Consider the following 16,272-nt stretch of genomic DNA (forward strand, 5'->3'; position numbering starts at 1 on the left):
AATATAAATATAAAAAGAGGCGAGTTTCTAGGAATTATGGGAGCATCAGGCTCAGGAAAAAGTACATTGGTAAATATATTATCTACTCTTGATGTACATTCAAAAGGGAAAGTACTTATAAAAGATTTATCAGAAGAGGATATAAGAAAGGTTAGAAATTTAGAACTAAGTGATTTTAGACGTGATAATATTGGATTTATATTTCAAAACTATAATTTGTTAGAGAAATTCACTAATAGAGAAAACATATTATTTCCACTTATGCTTACGGATGTATCAGATGAAGAGGCTAATAGAAGAATAGAAAGTCTTTCTAAGGAATTAGAGATAGAAAGCTTATTAGACAAATATCCAAATGAATGTTCAGGTGGTCAAAAGCAAAGAATAGCAATAGCGAGAGCATTAAGTAATAATTCAAAGATTATATTTGCAGATGAACCAACGGACTCTTTAGATGCAAAGATAGGAATAAATGTATTAAATCTATTAAAAAAGTTAAATAAAGAAAAAGGCATTACTGTGGTTTTAGTAACACATAGTGAAATTATGGCAAGTTTTGCTGACAGAGTTATTGTTTTAGAAGAAGGAATGGTAAGAAAAGAACTTATAAATAATCATGAAAAACAGTTTGATTTTTATAATGATATAGTAGAAGAAAACTCTAAAAAAATGGAGCTTTTATTAGAAAATTAAGAAGGAGGAATATTTTTATGGACAACGTTGTAAGGGTTGAAAATATATATAAGGTTTATGAAAAGCAAAATAAAAAGTTTGAAGCTTTAAAAGGGATAAATATAAACGTAAAAAAGGGCGAATTTTTAGGAATAATGGGACCATCAGGTTCAGGAAAAAGTACTCTTGTAAATATTCTTTCTACACTTGATTGCCAAACTAATGGAAAGGTCTTCATAAATGGACAAGATGTAAGTGGTATGGATAATGAGGCTATAAGTGATTTTAGACGTGAAAATATTGGATTTATATTTCAAAATTATAATTTGATAGATACATTAACTAATAAAGATAATATTATAGCACCATTATTAATGGCAGGTGCTGATAGAAAAGAAATATATAAAAGAGTAGATGAACTTGCAGAGAAGCTTGGAATAGAAAAAATATTGAATAAATATCCACTTGAATGTTCAGGAGGACAGAAGCAAAGGGTTTCTATTGCAAGAGCATTAAGTAACAAGCCTAAAGTAATATTTGCAGATGAGCCAACAGATTCTTTAGATGTAAAAAGAGCCATAGAAGTTATCGAACTTTTAAAGAAGATTAATATAGAAGAAGGGGTAACGACTGTATTAGTAACTCATGACCAATTTATAGGAAGCTATTCAGATAGGATTGTTTTAATAAAAGATGGACAAGTTGATAAAGAAATAGTTAGAAAATATAAACTTGGTGAAGAACAAGGGGAGTTTTATAACAAAATTTTAAAAGAAACATCAAAAGAGGTTGAGGAATTATTTAAAGATTTTTAAAAGAGGGGGCATGTAAGCCCTCTTTGATAGGTTAAGGAGAGTTTATGAGAATAGGCATACAAGTTAGAATACTAATATGTTCTGTAGTTCTATCTTTTTTATTTTTACTACTTTCAAGAGTATTACTTAAAGAAGCGATGATTGATTCTTACTGGAATAATCAAATAGAGAAAATAGCTACGGAAATAAGTTTAATATTAGAGATAAATTCTGAAGATAAGGTTGAGAAGATACTTGAATATAATACTAAATATGATTTAATTGAGAAAATTGATATTATAAATAAAAATGTATACTCACATGAGCAAGGGCTATATGGAAAAATATATTTAGAAAGTGATGGAATTATATATAGAAAAGATAATAAAAGAGTAGATGGAAAAAATGAAAGTATAATTCTTTTAGATGTAGATGAAAGCAGGGCAGTAAAAGTTATTTTAGCAGAGCCTAATATGGCATATAGAGAAATGGGATTTTCAATTGCATTTAAATTTTTAACTATGTTTATACTGATATTCAATGTGTTATTTTCATTTTTTATAGGAAAATTTATAACTAAAAAAGCAAAAAATATAAATGATATATCTAAAGAAATGATGGATAAGAAATCATCAATTTATATAGAAAAAGATATTTTACCAGATGAGTTTGATGAATTAACAGAAACGATAAATAAGTTTACTGAAAATTTTAATCAAGATATTGAGGCTTTAGAAAGAGAAAGATTATATAAGAAGCAATTAATGCTTAGCCTTTCCCATGAAATAAAAACTCCTATAGGAGGATTAAATGGAATTTTAGAAGGAATGCTAGATAATATTGAACCTTATACAGATAGAGATAAATACATAAGAGAGTGTAGAAAATTATCAGCAAAGCTTGGAAAAATAGCAAATGAAATGCTTGATATAACAAAGCTAGATTCAGTTCCAACAGGAAAGGAAGAGGTAGTTTTAGGCGTAATGCTTGAAGAAATATGTGATGAGCTTAGTACTATAAGTTTATCAAAAGATGTTATGATAAAAAATCTTACAGATGATAGAATAACCCTTTTCACAGACAGCATATTATTTAGAAGAAGTGTTGTAAATATTATAGAAAATGCAATAAAATATGCAAAGGATGGAACAGAAGTTTTAATAGAATCAAAGGGATATACAATATCTTTTTATAATGAGTGTGAAAAACTAACAAATGAGGATTTAGCATTTGTATTTAATCCATTATATAGAGGAAGTAATAGAAATAGTGCTAAAGGAAGAGGAATTGGATTATATATAGTTAAGGAGTGTTTAATAGCATTAAATATAACATTTTCAATTCAAAACTATGATAAAGGAGTTGTTTTTAAAATTAATTTAAAAGGGGAGAAATTATGGGACTAAAAATATTAATATTAGAAGATGATATAAATTTAAATGAGATAGTTAGAAGTTATCTTATAAATAGAAAATATGAAGTTAAAAGTGTTTTTGATGCAGAAGAAGCAAAAAAAGCTATTTATCAAAATGAATACGATTTATATATTTTAGATATTATGGTACCAAAGGGAAATGGAATAGATGTATTAAAAGAAGTTAGGAATATAACAGATAATCCTGTACTTATAGTCACAGCTTTAGACAGTGAAAATACTGAAATAAGAGCATTTGAAAAAGGGACAGATGATTATATAAGAAAGCCATTTTCACCTAATAAGCTTTTAATGAGAATAGAGGCAATATTAAGAAGAGCAAATAAATTAAATGATGATGAATTTGAATTCAAAGGATATAAGATAGATAAGAAAAACTTCATTATAAAATACGAAGACGAAGATTTAGAAGTATTAAAAAAGGAATTTGAAATTTTTAATATACTAATTCAAAATAAGGGGATAACTTTATCAAGAGAAAAGATATTAGATAAAGTATGGGGATATGATTACTTTGGAAGTGACAGAGTTGTAGATGCACAAGTAAAAAATTTAAGGAAAAAATTAAAAACAGATGTAATAAAAACTGTTAAAGGTTTAGGATATACAATAAACGAATAAAGGCTTTGCAAAAATGCAAAGCCTTTTTAAAATTAAAGATTTAAATCTAAGTATTCATCATAAGACATAGTTCTATCAACGATTGAACCGTCTGCTTTAATGTCTATAACTCTATTTGCTATAGTTTGAATAAACTCATGGTCATGTGATGCGAATAATAATACGCTTGGGTAATCTTTAAGACCATTGTTTACTGCTGTTATTGACTCAAGGTCTAAGTGGTTTGTAGGTTGGTCTAGCATAAGAACGTTAGCGTTTGAAAGCATCATTCTTGAAAGCATACATCTAACCTTTTCTCCCCCTGATAATACAGAAGCTTGTTTTAATGCTTCTTCTCCTGAGAATAACATTCTTCCTAAGAATCCTCTTATATAACTTTCAGCTTTTTCTTCTGAGTATTGTCTAAGCCAATCAACAAGTGAAAGGTTACAATCATTGAAGTAACTTGAGTTATCGTTAGGGAAATAAGCAGTTGATATAGTAACTCCCCATTTGAAAGTACCAGCATCAGCTTCCATTTCATTGTTTAATATTTTGAAAAGAGTTGTTATAGCAATTTCGTTATCTCCGATTATTGCGATTTTATCCTCTTTATTAACTCTGAAGCTAACGTTATCTAAAACTTTAACACCGTCAACAGTTTTAGTTAATCCTTCAACAGTTAAGATATCATTCCCAACTTCTCTTTCAGGTTTAAATCCAACGAATGGATATCTTCTAGTAGAAGGTTGAATATCATCTAAAGTTATTTTATCTAAAAGTTTCTTACGAGAAGTTGCTTGCTTAGATTTTGATGCGTTTGCACTAAATCTAGCAATAAAGTCTTGTAATTCTTTGATTTTTTCTTCTTTTTTCTTGTTTTGGTCTTTAGACATAGCAAGTGCTAATTGACTTGATTCATACCAGAAATCATAGTTTCCAACATAAATTTTAATTTTACCAAAATCAACGTCAGCCATTTGAGTACAAACTTTGTTTAAGAAGTGTCTATCGTGGGATACAACGATAACTGTTCCTTCAAAGTTTACTAAGAAATCTTCAAGCCAGTTGATTGATTTAATGTCTAAGTGGTTTGTAGGCTCATCTAGAACAAGAACTCCAGGATTACCAAATAAAGCTTGAGCTAAAAGAACTTTAACTTTTTCAGCCCCTGTTAATTCTGACATAAGCTTATAGTGGTATTCAGTACCTATTCCTAAACCTTGTAATAAAGATGATGCTTCTGATTCAGCTTCCCATCCGTTAAGATCAGCAAATTCACCTTCAAGCTCAGATGCTTTAATTCCATCTTCATCAGTGAAAGGATCTCTTGCATATATTTCATCTTTTTCTTTCATTATTTGGTATAGTCTTTCATTACCCATTATAACAGTTTGTAAAACTTCAAATTCATCAAACTTGTAATGGTCCTGAGATAATACAGACATTCTAGTGTTGGGAGCTAAAGATACATCACCAGTGTTTGGCTCAATCTCTCCAGCAAGTATTTTTAAGAAAGTACTTTTTCCAGCTCCATTTGCTCCAATTACTCCATAGCAATTTCCAGGAGTGAACTTTAAGTTAACATCTTCAAATAACTTACGTCCACCGAATCTTAAACTAACATTTGATACAGTTATCAATACATTCTACCTCATTTCATAAAATTATATTATTTGATTATTATAACATATAAGCTTTAAATATGGGTAGAAATTAATCCTAAATTATGTTGACAAGCTATTTTATAGGATGGTAAAATTAACTTATATAAGGTTGGAATAAAAGGTCATGTGTAATGCATTACCAAACAGATTTTTGTTATAGAAAAATTTGCGATAGAAGAGTCCCACATAGTAAGCTATGTGGTATTTTTATGTGATAAATTAAAGGCTTTAATTTAAAATTAAGGTCTTTTTTTGTACGTAATAGAATATAAGTTAAATGAAACAATTTTTTTAGAGGAAAGTATGAAAGAGAAGTTTAACTTAAATTCAAGAATTTTTGATGAAGCAAAGGGGAATAAAACATCAGGTGCAATTTTTGCATTAATATCACCTGTAATAATTCTTGTGGGAGCAGGCGTTATTACTAATGTAGTAATTCAATTAATATTTAACTTTGTAAAAGATATAAAGTTTATACAAGCGTATATGAATCAGATTGTATTAATATTAAGTACAGGAATTAGTATAGGAATATGTTTTATAATAGTTAAATTAAAGGAAAAAAGAAGTATAAAATCTATGGGGTTTCCTTTTAATAAAAAGGCTATAATAGATTATTTAGAAGGCTTTGGACTTGGAATAGCAATGATAGGAATAGCGTGGTTAGTTATAGTTTTATTTGGAAATGTTATTTTTGAAGTAAAAATAGGAAATTTAAAAAATATTGAATTTTTAGGGCCATTTCTATTAATGACAATAGCGTGGTTAGTACAAGGTGCATCAGAAGAAATAATGATGAGAGGATATATGCTTCCAGTATTAGGAGTGAAATTAACACCTAAAGCAGGAATTATTATAAGTTCATTATTCTTTAGTGCTTTACATTTAGCCAATAGTGGAGTAACAGTTATTTCATTAATAAACTTAAGCTTATTTGGAATATTTGCAGCCTTTTATGCTATAAAAAATGAAAACTTATGGGGAATATGTGCTCTTCACAGTGCATGGAACTTTGCACAGCAAAATATATTTGGAACTCTTGTAAGTGGAGGAATAGTTTATAATTGCTCATTTATAGAAACTACTTATTTAGAAAACAATATAATAAATGGTGGAAGCTTTGGACCAGAAGGTGGAATAATAGTAACGGGAATATTAGTCATAGCAATTACAGTACAAATATTATTTTTAAAAAAGAAGAACTAATTTTAAGGTATGCAAAACTCTTGCATACCTTATTTTAAAGTGGAATAATATATTTAGAATTAGAAAGATGGAGATGAAATTATGCAAAAAACAAATGCAATGAGAATTTTAGATAAAAAGAAAGTAGCATATGAGGCATTAGAATATGATGCAACAGATGGACATATAGATGGAGCAGCAGTTGCAGAAAAGACAGGACAAGAGCCTGAAACTGTGTATAAAACTTTAGTAACAGTAGGGAGTTCAAAGGCTTTATATGTATTTGTAATTCCAGTTTTAGAAGAGTTAGACTTGAAAAAAGCTGCAAAAGTGGCAGGCGAAAAAAAGATTGAAATGATACATGTAAAAGATATAAATAAATTTACTGGATATATTAGAGGTGGATGTTCCCCACTTGGAATGAAAAAAGAATATAAAACATTTTTTCAAAAGGAAGCAATAGACTTAGAAAAAATAGTTTTCAGTGGTGGAAAAATTGGACTTCAAATAGAGATGAACCCAAAGGATTTAGAAAAAGCTATAAGAGTTAGCTTTGAAGATGTAATAAAATAAAATTTTAAACGCTATCGAAAATTGGCACTTATCGATAGCGTTTTTATATATTTAAAAGTATATAAGGCTTTTTAATATAAGAAGTTTTCCTTCCTATATTTATATAATACAAAGGATTTATGAAATGGATATGAAAAAAGAATTATCAACATAAAAATATGCTAATAATTCTTTCTATAATTAAATTAAATATCTTTAGGATTCAAAGCTTGAAACTTTCCATATAGTATCAACTTTTTTTAGTGTAAATAATCTAGTAGATAAATTACTACCAGCACTCCAATCACCGATTTCAGCATCGGGAGTATCATAACAATTAAATAAGATTTCTGCACTAACAGTCATAGTATCAGGTGTAGAACTTACTATTGTGGAATTTTTTAATTCACAGTTTTTTAGAATTTTTGTTAAAAGTGTAATGTCATCAGTAGTATATTTAAGTGAACTATTAGAGGTTAAAGAGTTATTTAATTTATCTAAATTTTTATCAGATAAAGCAGTTAAGTATGTTTCGAGAGTTTCTTTGGCAACAGTTTCCTTAGAATTATTTTTTATTATAAAAATAGAAAGGGAACCTAAAATAAAAATGACTATTATTAGAAAGATGAATTTATATTTTTTCACTGATTTACCTCCGTTAACAATATATAATATATCAATATTGTAAACTAATTGGTATTAAAAGGAAAATAAACAAACAAAAAAGTAAAAATGTTCATTAAGAAGAAAGTATTAAAGCCCCCAACCATTAAGGGTAGGAGCTTTTTATATAGAATTTGTGTGTTAGCTTATAAAAGATATGCGAAAACTGCAATAAAGTGTGAAAGACTTCCAAGCATTATGAATACATGAAAAATTTCATGAGTTCCAAAGATTCCAATTTTAATTTTATCATCTCTAAATGCATAGATAACTCCACCAATTGTATAAAGAATTCCTCCTAAAACTAAAAGGAAAAATGCAGTTCCGTGTAAAACTTGTGAAAGTGGATAGATAGCAAATACTGCAAACCAACCTATAGCGATGTACATAACGCTTGAAACCCACTTAGGGCAAGTTACCCAAAATAATTTAAAAATTATTCCTAATAAACCAGCTGTAAAAACTATTGCAAATAGTATGTAGCCAACTTTATTATCCAATGCAATTAAGCAAAATGGTGCATATGAACCTGTAATTAAAACAAATATCATAGCATGGTCAAATTTCTTTAATCTATGAAGAACTTTTTTATTTGATATAACTGAATGGTATGTTGCAGATGCAGTATAAAGTAAAATCATACTTACACCAAAGAAAAATACCGAAAAAATCTCTATACCAGAACAGTTCTCTAAAAATGCTTTAACCAATAAAGCAATTAACCCAATAAATGATAATATTGCACCTGTTAAATGAGTTAAGCCGTTAACAGGTTCTCTTAAATATTTTTCCATAGTCAAAACCCTCCTATAATGACATGTAGTTTTACAAACTATATGTTATAATATTATTATATGTTTATATTATAAAAATGGTCAAAGTTAGTATTTCCTTAAAAAAGAGGATTAAACAGGATTTTTTTGTAAATATATTGAAATATCTCCTGATTACTATTATTATTAATATATACATAACGAAATGTAGTTTTAAAAACTAGGTGAGGTGTTTATAATGGATAAAGAAAAAATGATGGATATGATAGATGAGTTAAATTTAGATAAAAATATAGAGCTTGAAGAAGTTCCAGAGATTGATTTGTATATGGATCAAGTTATTCAAATGTTTGAAAATAAATATGATGATATGAGAAGGAATAAAGAAGAAAAAGTCCTAACTAAAACAATGATAAATAATTATGCAAAGGGAAAACTGCTTATGCCTATAAAAAATAAGAAGTATTCTAAAGAGCATATAATTCTAATGAACTTAATTTATAATCTTAAAGGAACATTATCTATAAATGATATAAAACATTCTTTAGATGGAATAGTTTTAAATGAAAATTCAGATGAGATAAGAGAAACGTATAGAAAGTTTACAAGTATTTCAGAGAGTGATTTAGAAAAGTTTAAAGAAGAAAATGAGAATAGAATAGATGATATTAAAGGTATTTCAAATGAAAAGGATGAAAAGTTTTTAATGTTATGTTCAGTTATAAATATGAGTAATATGTATAGAAAGCTTGGAGAAAAAATTATAGATGAGTTTTTTGTTAAAGAGGAGGAAAAATAAATGCTAGGAATGGATGAATTAAAAAGAAAGATTGAAAAGATAGATGGTAGAGGATATAAGGCATATAAGGAACTTGAAGGTGGATATGAGTTTGATAAATATACTTTATATATAGACCATGTTCAAGGAGATCCTTTTGCAGCACCATCAAGAGTAAGAGTAAGTTTAAAATCAAAAGTAAATAAATTCCCATTAGAATATTTTGATGAAAATCATAAAAGAATTGGAACTATTGATTTTATAGGAAGATTATTTAGCTTAAATATAAACAGACATTGCTCAAGAGTTATGGGTTCAGGAAAAAGTGGAATAGTAAATATAAGTAGATTTAATCAAGAAATTTTAGATAGAACTGCTATTGTAATAGATAAAGAAAAGGTGGAAGCAAGGTTTGAAGTTGGTTTTCCTGCAAGAGGAAGAACTGTTTTAGGAAGAGAGCTTATAAAAATTCTTTATGATTTTTTACCTAAAGTGGTGGAAGATAGTTTAATTTATGAAAATGTAGATAAACTTAAATTGAAAAAGAGAATAGAACTTGTAGAAAATCAAGAATATATAAGAGGTGAATTGAAAAATAGAGGCTTAATAGCTTTTGTGGAGAATGGTTCAACTCTTCCAAGAGAAAGTGGAATATCAACAAAGCCTTTAAGAGATGGAATAAAATTCAAATCACCAGAGTCAATGGAAGTTACTATGAATATACCTTTTGGAGAGCCTTTAAAAGGTATGGGAATAAAGAAAGGTATAACACTTATAATTGGTGGTGGATATCATGGAAAATCAACTCTTTTAAATGCTTTAGAGCTTGGAGTATACAATCATATTGAAGGTGATGGAAGAGAGTATGTTATAGCAGAGAATACAGCTATGAAAGTACGTGCAGAAGATGGAAGGTGTATTTTAAATGATGATATATCATTATTTATAAATAACTTACCTAATGGAAAAAGCACAGAAAAATTCACATCAGAAAATGCAAGTGGAAGTACATCACAAGCAGCTAATATTGTAGAATCTATAGAAATGAAATCTAAAACAATATTAATAGATGAAGATACATCAGCAACAAACTTTATGATAAGAGATGATATTATGCAAAGCTTAGTATCTAAAGAAAAAGAACCAATAACACCATTTATAGAGCTTGTAAGAGGGTGTTATGAGCAAATGGATATATCAACAATTATTGTAGTTGGAAGCTCAGGAGATTACTTTGATATTGCAGATACAGTGATACAAATGGATAGCTATGAAGCTAAAGATGTAACAGAAAAAGCAAAAGAGCTAAAATCAGGCTTAATTTTAAAAAGAATAGAAGAAAGAAATGCAAAAATAAATATAAATTTAAATAGAATTTTGAAAAAAGGTTCAATAGAAAAAGGACCAAAAGGAATAAAAATGAAGACATTAGGAACTGATGGATTTATAGTAAATAGAGATGAAATAAGCTTAAGATATGTAGAGCAAATAGTGGATAAAGAGCAAGTTGTAACAATAGGAAATATCTTAAAATATGTAGATGAAAAGATAGCAAATAATAAGATAACCCTAAGTGAAGCTATTGATAAAGTATTAAGTGAAATAAATGAAAAGGGATTGCTGAACTTAAGCTATTCAAAAGGTGGTGTAGGGAATTTAGCACTTCCAAGAAAGCAAGAAATAATGGCAGCTTTTAATAGATATAGAAAATTAAGAATAGAAATGGGAAATTTATAAAAAATATAAATTTATATGAAGAAAGTTTAAAATAAGGATAAAACACCTTAAAAATATATCATAAAAAGATTAGAAAATAAGAATACTAATGTTATGAACATATTTTATGAAGATGAGGTGTTGAAAAATGAAAAGAAGTACATTAACAGGATTACTAGGATTAACAACAGGTATGATAGTAGGAGTTATAGGATGCAAAACTTGTAAATGTGTTAAGAAGATGGCTAAAGAATGTCATAGCAATAGTTGCACAACTATATTAGATAATGATTATGATGATTACTGTGATTGTGATGATTATTGTGATTGTGATGATTACACAGATGAAGAGTTTGATATTGATGATGAAGATGGTGAATATGACATTGAATACAAGTATGAACCTGCAGATGAAGGATTTCAAAGTGATGAAATAGTAAAAGAAGATAAAGAAAAGAAGAGTAAATTAAGTGATATTAAATCTGACTATAAGGTAGAAGATAAAGATAAAAGCTACAATGTAGAGAATAAAGATAAGAAAAACAACAAGGTATAAAAACAATGCCAAAGGTAGGAAGATTCTAGAAATTAAATCTTCTTACCTTTTTAATTTCTATAAAACTTAACAAATTGTTAACCATACTTATAAAGAAAATTTGTGCTAAACTAATATTTGTTCAAAAAGAAAACAAAGGAGAAAAGAATGAATAAAGAGAAAAAATTAGTAGTTATAGCATTAATGCTTGTAACTTTCTTAGCAGCATTTGAGGGAACTGTAGTAAGTACAGCTATGCCAACAATTGCTAGAGATTTAAACGGGTACAACCTTATAAGCTGGATATTCTCAGCATATCTTCTAACATCAGCAGTTTCAACACCTATTTATGGTAAACTATCTGATTTATTTGGAAGAAAAAAGATTATAACAATAGGTATTATAATATTTTTAGTAGGTACAACTTTAAGCGGATTATCAACAAGTATGGTAGAGCTTATAATATTTAGAGCAATACAAGGACTTGGAGCTGGAGCAATTCTTACACTTACATATACAATAATAGGGGATTTATTTGAAACAAGCGAAAAAGCAAAAATGCAAGGATTTTTAAGTACAGTATGGGGAGTTGCCAGTATTTTAGGGCCTTTTGTTGGAGGAGCAATACTTGCAAAACTTTCATGGCATTGGATTTTCTTTGTTAACATACCATTTGGATTAGTAGGAATGTATATGATAAATAGACATTTCCATGAGAAGGTTGTAAAGAGGGAAGCTACAATAGATTATTTAGGTTCAATCTTTTTAACTATAGCAATAGTTGCATTATTATTTAGCTGTTTAGAAACAGGCGATATTAAGCTTCTAGTATCATTATTAATAGTTTCAATAGTAAGCTTTGTAATATTCTGCATAATTGAAGCAAAAGCAAAAGAGCCAATAGTGCCTAAAAAAATCTTTACAAAAACAACTATAATAATGAATATAGTTTGCTTTATTGCATCAGTAATTCTTATATCAATACAATCATATATGCCAATATATACTCAAAATGTACTAGGATATAGTCCATTAATATCAGGATTATTCTTAGCACCAATGTCACTTGCATGGTTTATGACATCATTTATACTTGCAAAGACATTACCAAAGTATGGTGAAAAGGTAATAATAATAGTTGCGATAATAATACTAGTAGTAGCAATGGGAATCGTTGAATTACTAGGAATAAACACAAACATAATAGTATTAATAATAGCAATGTTTATAATAGGATTTGGATTTGGTGGAGTAATGAATACATCAATAATAGTAGTTCAAGAAGCGGTAGAGCAGAGAGATATTGGAGTTTCAACATCAACAACAACATTAATAAGAACACTTGGACAAACAATTGGAGTAGCAATCTTTGGAGCAGTAATGAATTCAGCTGTAACAAGACACTTCAGCAGTACAGGAATAAATGGAGTAACACCAGACAACTTAAGTCCAACAAATAATATATTCCACTTAAGCATAGAACAAATAAAAAGTGGATTCTTTGCAGGCGTTCATAGCATATTCTTTATACTATTCATAGTGGCAATAATAACAATAATATTTGCATTAATATTACCTAGAAAAGTGAAAAGATAAATAAAAATGACAGGTAGAAACTTGAATTCTACCTGTCATTTTTTTTGAATTTTAATATTACTTTTTCCTTACTTTCTTCTAGGAAAATCTCTAAATTTGCTATTTCATTAAAACAGAAAGCTTCTATAGATTTTTCACATTCTTCTCTATCATAATAATCATGAGTGTATCTATTTCTAAGTTTTACACACATTACTAAGTAGCCTTTTAATTCACTATCAAAAAAACCTTCTTCATTAGCTTTATTTATAAGTTTTATTCCAGAGTTAGCACTTCCAACAGGAATATTATTAACAACTAAATAAGTCTCACACATATCTATTATATACTCTGTGAAATCTTGAAAAAAAGCAAACATTGCTCTTCTAATTAATTTATTTTGAGTTTTTTTATATTCAAAAATTGATTCTTTTAAAAGGTCTAAATTTTCCAGTGCATTTTTATATTTTTCTATAAATTTTTCTTTTTTGTATTTATAATATGGACTCATCTATTATTCCTCCAAATAATTCATACTGCTCATGAATTTTCATTTTTTTCTCAAACTCATAATTATTTCTAAAATATTTTCGTACGTAATGTTCAAAATCAAACCATCTCTCTTCATTAGTTATATAAAGATTTTCACTTTCAATAGCAATTCTTGCAAATTTATTAGCAAAATCTTTATATAAAATAAACGTAAGATGTATTTTTTCATACTTATAATATTCAACTAGTAGGTCTACTAGGTCATCTTCAACTTCTAAAGTATCCATAAAAGTTGTACTAGGAGCCATAACTACAGCAATATCGATATCGCTACGATTTTTTATCCAATCTTTGGTATTATAGCTACCAAACTCACTTAAACCTATAATCTTATGAAATTTTTTTAATTCTTCAATAAATTTTAGTTTTTCCATACTAGTAGTCTCCTTCAATATACTCTTGTATATTATTATAACCAAAATTAAGGAGGTATTAAACAATATAGTTTAAATAAAGTAGTTAATTTAAAATGAGTAACTTATTTTATCTTTAAGTTGAAATCAAAGTTACACTTAGTTGCTTGTATCCCACCTTTGATACCCCAATTATCCATAGGAGGTTCCTGTAAAACAATAATTATATCATCTCCATTAATGTTACAGTTTTTATTAAGATTATATACTATAGATTTATATAAGCGTGATTTCGCCTCAGAACTTCGCCCCTCAAAAATTGTTAATTCAATTAGAGTGATATTTTTAGTTTTATTTGTTGAAAACTCAAAATTTTCTTCATCCAATTCATATAACCTTTGTATTCGATCTTCATCAGGAATTTTAAATTCTTGAATAAGAGCATTATGAATGCCATCTAAAATTCCTTTTTTATATTCTTTTGATTTTCCTTTTAATATTTCAACTTTTACTAACGGCATATTATCACTCCCTTTATAAATAAGTTCTTTAAAATAGTTAAATTTCCTTTGTTTAAAATAAAAAAGCTATCGAGAAAGATAGCTTTTTTTCTAAAATATTAAGTTTGCCATAAGGACGATTATAGGGAGTGTAACTAAAGTTCTAGTTATGAAGATTATAACTAAATCTTTGAAGTTTACTGGAATTTTTGAACCTAGTAAAAGTCCTCCTATTTCTGACATATATACAAGCTGAGTTACTGATACTGCAGCTATTATGAATCTTGTCATTTCTGATTGTATACCACCTGCTAAAACTGATGGTAGGAACATATCTGCAAAGCCTACAACCATTGTTTGGGATGCTTGTACAGCTTCTGGAACTCCAAGCATTTTTAGTATTGGGATAAATGGTGTTCCTAGTATTTGAAAGATTGGCGTGTATGTTGAGATTATTAATGCAATAGCTCCCATTGCCATTACGATTGCTAAAACTCCAATCCACATATCAAAAACATTTTTAAGTCCTGATATAACAAATTCTTTTGGATGTGCCACTAATGAAGCTTTTTCAACTGCTTTTTCAAGTCCATAAGAAAATGAGTTATATCCTTCAGGAATAGCTTCTGAATTTTCTTTTACCTTATCATTTATAAGAGTATTAGGCTTTTTTGATAATGGTGGAATTCTAGGAATTATTATAGCTGCTAAAATTCCTGCAACTGATACTGTTAGATAAAATGGTACAAACATATGGTCAAGCCCCACTTGAGCAAGCACAACAAGACAGAAGGTTATTGAAACTGCTGAAAAGTTTGTACTAATTATAGCAGCTTCCTTTTTTGTATAATATCCAAGCTCATATTGTTTTGAAGTAAGAAGTATTCCAACACTTCCATCTCCAAGCCATGATGTTATACAGTCTATTGATGAACGTCCTGGTAATTTAAAAATAGGACGCATGATTTTTGTAAGTATTGCACCGATGAATTCTAAAAGTCCAAAATCTAATAATAATGGTAGTAGAAAACCTGCAAACATAAATACACAGATTAAAATCGGTAGTAAATCATGAAGAATAAATCCACCTGTATCCATTGACCAAAACATTTCAGGTCCTATTTTAAAGTTTGCACAAACTACAAAAATCATTCCCAAAATTCTAGCAAGTAGCCAAATTGGAGTAACATCAAAAAGATGCTTAAGATAAGAATTATTTATTATAAATTTTGGCTTTATTGTTTTTGTTAAAATGCTTCCTATAGCAGATAGAGATATTAACAATGTTGCTAGATGAAGTAAGTTATCACCTAAAATATCAACAAAGAAATTAGCTAAAAAAGCTATTGGAATTGTTACCTTTCCATCTATGTTCATTGGAGTCATGAATAATAAAACACCGATGGTAGAAGGTATAATGAATTTTAGTAAATTAAAAGTGTTTTTATTTTTTGTATTCATAATCATCCTCCAGAAATTTATTTTTATGCATAAAATAAAGTTATTATGCAGCATATATACATAATAATACATAAAATATAAAAAATAAAGGCTTTTTTACTAAAAAGTTCAAAAATTATACATAATTTGTCCATATGGATTTAAAAGGCATGTATTCTTTTTAAAAAACTACAGATACTATAAGTGTAAATAAGAGCAAAGGAGTTGAGTAATATGCAAAAAAATGCAATTCAAAACGTAAACTGTTCTTTAGGGGATTTACAGGATGCTAAATGTAGCTTAGAGCAAGCATTATCAACTGTAGAAAAACCAGAAAATAAACAAATGATACAGGATTCATTGAATTCAGTAAATGAATCAATTAACTGTATCGAGTGTACAATTAAAAATTATAAAGAAAGTCCTAGATAGAAGTACCCAAATTATATAGGATTTTCACCCATTTAAGAAAGATACTTTTA

The 16,272-nt window shown here is 28.0% G+C and carries 18 protein-coding genes; 11 read left to right on the top strand and 7 right to left on the bottom strand.

Going from position 1 to position 16,272, the window contains the following annotated elements; all coding sequences use genetic code 11:
- The 4 genes from ACRC28_RS08860 to ACRC28_RS08875 form a co-directional block, all read left to right on the top strand.
- On the top strand, window positions 1–693 hold a 693-nt coding region (locus ACRC28_RS08860), incomplete at its 5' end, for an ABC transporter ATP-binding protein (RefSeq protein WP_438543087.1).
- Window positions 694–710: 17 nt separating this feature from the next.
- Entirely contained in the window at window positions 711–1,487 is a 777-nt protein-coding gene (locus ACRC28_RS08865) for an ABC transporter ATP-binding protein (protein WP_438543088.1), read from the top strand.
- 44 nt (window positions 1,488–1,531) lie between these two features.
- Window positions 1,532–2,872, top strand: coding sequence for a sensor histidine kinase (locus ACRC28_RS08870; RefSeq protein WP_438543089.1), 1,341 nt, complete (start codon window positions 1,532–1,534; stop codon window positions 2,870–2,872).
- A complete protein-coding gene (locus ACRC28_RS08875) occupies window positions 2,863–3,522 on the top strand; it encodes a response regulator transcription factor (RefSeq protein ID WP_438543090.1) in 660 nt (219 codons plus the stop codon). The genes ACRC28_RS08870 and ACRC28_RS08875 overlap by 10 nt, the downstream gene beginning before the upstream one ends.
- 32 nt (window positions 3,523–3,554) lie before the next feature.
- Here the strand turns inward: ACRC28_RS08875 and ACRC28_RS08880 are convergent, their stop codons facing one another.
- Entirely contained in the window at window positions 3,555–5,144 is a 1,590-nt protein-coding gene (locus ACRC28_RS08880; RefSeq protein ID WP_438543091.1) for an ABC-F family ATP-binding cassette domain-containing protein, read from the bottom strand.
- Window positions 5,145–5,471: 327 nt separating this feature from the next.
- Here ACRC28_RS08880 and ACRC28_RS08885 point away from each other — a divergent pair, with 327 nt between their 5' ends.
- On the top strand, window positions 5,472–6,374 hold the full coding sequence (locus ACRC28_RS08885; protein ID WP_438543092.1) for a CPBP family intramembrane glutamic endopeptidase: 903 nt from the start codon (window positions 5,472–5,474) through the stop codon (window positions 6,372–6,374).
- An 81-nt stretch (window positions 6,375–6,455) separates the two neighbouring features.
- Window positions 6,456–6,926 (top strand): Cys-tRNA(Pro) deacylase, encoded by a 471-nt coding sequence (ybaK, locus tag ACRC28_RS08890; RefSeq protein ID WP_438543093.1) that lies wholly within the window; start codon window positions 6,456–6,458, stop codon window positions 6,924–6,926.
- 195 nt (window positions 6,927–7,121) lie between these two features.
- Here the strand turns inward: ybaK and ACRC28_RS08895 are convergent, their stop codons facing one another.
- Complete coding sequence (locus tag ACRC28_RS08895; protein ID WP_438543094.1) at window positions 7,122–7,550, bottom strand: hypothetical protein; 429 nt, start codon at window positions 7,548–7,550, stop codon at window positions 7,122–7,124.
- Between the two features lie 164 nt (window positions 7,551–7,714).
- On the bottom strand, window positions 7,715–8,362 hold the full coding sequence (trhA, locus tag ACRC28_RS08900; RefSeq protein ID WP_438543095.1) for a PAQR family membrane homeostasis protein TrhA: 648 nt from the start codon (window positions 8,360–8,362) through the stop codon (window positions 7,715–7,717).
- Window positions 8,363–8,579: 217 nt separating this feature from the next.
- Here trhA and ACRC28_RS08905 point away from each other — a divergent pair, with 217 nt between their 5' ends.
- The 4 genes from ACRC28_RS08905 to ACRC28_RS08920 all read left to right on the top strand — a co-directional run bounded on the left by ACRC28_RS08905 (window position 8,580) and on the right by ACRC28_RS08920 (window position 12,966).
- A complete protein-coding gene (locus tag ACRC28_RS08905; RefSeq protein ID WP_438543096.1) occupies window positions 8,580–9,140 on the top strand; it encodes a DUF1836 domain-containing protein in 561 nt (186 codons plus the stop codon).
- Window positions 9,141–10,856, top strand: coding sequence for an ABC-ATPase domain-containing protein (locus ACRC28_RS08910; RefSeq protein WP_438543097.1), 1,716 nt, complete (start codon window positions 9,141–9,143; stop codon window positions 10,854–10,856). It begins immediately after the preceding gene.
- A 127-nt stretch (window positions 10,857–10,983) separates the two neighbouring features.
- Window positions 10,984–11,391 carry a hypothetical protein gene (locus tag ACRC28_RS08915; RefSeq protein ID WP_438543098.1) on the top strand — a complete coding sequence of 136 codons (408 nt, stop codon included), beginning with the start codon at window positions 10,984–10,986 and terminating at the stop codon, window positions 11,389–11,391.
- A gap of 147 nt (window positions 11,392–11,538) precedes the next feature.
- Window positions 11,539–12,966, top strand: coding sequence for an MDR family MFS transporter (locus tag ACRC28_RS08920; protein ID WP_438543099.1), 1,428 nt, complete (start codon window positions 11,539–11,541; stop codon window positions 12,964–12,966).
- 28 nt (window positions 12,967–12,994) lie between these two features.
- On the opposite strand, the gene ACRC28_RS08925 is transcribed toward ACRC28_RS08920, so the two are convergent.
- The 4 genes from ACRC28_RS08925 to ACRC28_RS08940 form a co-directional block, all read right to left on the bottom strand.
- Window positions 12,995–13,456: a HepT-like ribonuclease domain-containing protein gene (locus tag ACRC28_RS08925; RefSeq protein WP_438543100.1), complete on the bottom strand. Its 462-nt coding sequence runs from the start codon at window positions 13,454–13,456 to the stop codon at window positions 12,995–12,997.
- On the bottom strand, window positions 13,440–13,871 hold the full coding sequence (locus tag ACRC28_RS08930) for a nucleotidyltransferase domain-containing protein (RefSeq protein WP_438543101.1): 432 nt from the start codon (window positions 13,869–13,871) through the stop codon (window positions 13,440–13,442). Before ACRC28_RS08930 ends, ACRC28_RS08925 begins: the two co-directional genes overlap by 17 nt.
- Window positions 13,872–13,975: 104 nt before the next feature.
- Window positions 13,976–14,371 carry a tautomerase family protein gene (locus ACRC28_RS08935; RefSeq protein WP_438543102.1) on the bottom strand — a complete coding sequence of 132 codons (396 nt, stop codon included), beginning with the start codon at window positions 14,369–14,371 and terminating at the stop codon, window positions 13,976–13,978.
- Window positions 14,372–14,461: 90 nt separating this feature from the next.
- Entirely contained in the window at window positions 14,462–15,811 is a 1,350-nt protein-coding gene (locus ACRC28_RS08940) for a YjiH family protein (protein WP_438543103.1), read from the bottom strand.
- Between the two features lie 213 nt (window positions 15,812–16,024).
- On the opposite strand from ACRC28_RS08940, the gene ACRC28_RS08945 reads away from it, so the two are divergent.
- The gene (locus ACRC28_RS08945) at window positions 16,025–16,222 is read left to right on the top strand and encodes a hypothetical protein (protein WP_438543104.1); all 198 of its coding nucleotides are present in this window, start codon (window positions 16,025–16,027) and stop codon (window positions 16,220–16,222) included.
- Window positions 16,223–16,272 lie beyond the last annotated feature (50 nt).

The organism is Clostridium sp. (assembly GCF_051650885.1).
Lineage (GTDB): Bacteria > Bacillota > Clostridia > Clostridiales > Clostridiaceae > Clostridium.

What these genes read in the sequence shown, in the direction of transcription:
- ACRC28_RS08865 (WP_438543088.1), top strand. Translation starts at nt 711, where the DNA reads ATGGACAACGTTGTAAGGGTTGAAAATATATATAAGGTTTATGAAAAG.
- ACRC28_RS08870 (WP_438543089.1), top strand. Translation starts at nt 1,532, where the DNA reads ATGAGAATAGGCATACAAGTTAGAATACTAATATGTTCTGTAGTTCTA.
- ACRC28_RS08875 (WP_438543090.1), top strand. Translation starts at nt 2,863, where the DNA reads ATGGGACTAAAAATATTAATATTAGAAGATGATATAAATTTAAATGAG.
- ACRC28_RS08885 (WP_438543092.1), top strand. Translation starts at nt 5,472, where the DNA reads ATGAAAGAGAAGTTTAACTTAAATTCAAGAATTTTTGATGAAGCAAAG.
- ybaK (WP_438543093.1), top strand. Translation starts at nt 6,456, where the DNA reads ATGCAAAAAACAAATGCAATGAGAATTTTAGATAAAAAGAAAGTAGCA.
- trhA (WP_438543095.1), bottom strand. Translation starts at nt 8,362, where the DNA reads ATGGAAAAATATTTAAGAGAACCTGTTAACGGCTTAACTCATTTAACA.
- ACRC28_RS08905 (WP_438543096.1), top strand. Translation starts at nt 8,580, where the DNA reads ATGGATAAAGAAAAAATGATGGATATGATAGATGAGTTAAATTTAGAT.
- ACRC28_RS08910 (WP_438543097.1), top strand. Translation starts at nt 9,141, where the DNA reads ATGCTAGGAATGGATGAATTAAAAAGAAAGATTGAAAAGATAGATGGT.
- ACRC28_RS08915 (WP_438543098.1), top strand. Translation starts at nt 10,984, where the DNA reads ATGAAAAGAAGTACATTAACAGGATTACTAGGATTAACAACAGGTATG.
- ACRC28_RS08920 (WP_438543099.1), top strand. Translation starts at nt 11,539, where the DNA reads ATGAATAAAGAGAAAAAATTAGTAGTTATAGCATTAATGCTTGTAACT.
- ACRC28_RS08925 (WP_438543100.1), bottom strand. Translation starts at nt 13,456, where the DNA reads ATGAGTCCATATTATAAATACAAAAAAGAAAAATTTATAGAAAAATAT.
- ACRC28_RS08930 (WP_438543101.1), bottom strand. Translation starts at nt 13,871, where the DNA reads ATGGAAAAACTAAAATTTATTGAAGAATTAAAAAAATTTCATAAGATT.
- ACRC28_RS08935 (WP_438543102.1), bottom strand. Translation starts at nt 14,371, where the DNA reads ATGCCGTTAGTAAAAGTTGAAATATTAAAAGGAAAATCAAAAGAATAT.
- ACRC28_RS08940 (WP_438543103.1), bottom strand. Translation starts at nt 15,811, where the DNA reads ATGAATACAAAAAATAAAAACACTTTTAATTTACTAAAATTCATTATA.
- ACRC28_RS08945 (WP_438543104.1), top strand. Translation starts at nt 16,025, where the DNA reads ATGCAAAAAAATGCAATTCAAAACGTAAACTGTTCTTTAGGGGATTTA.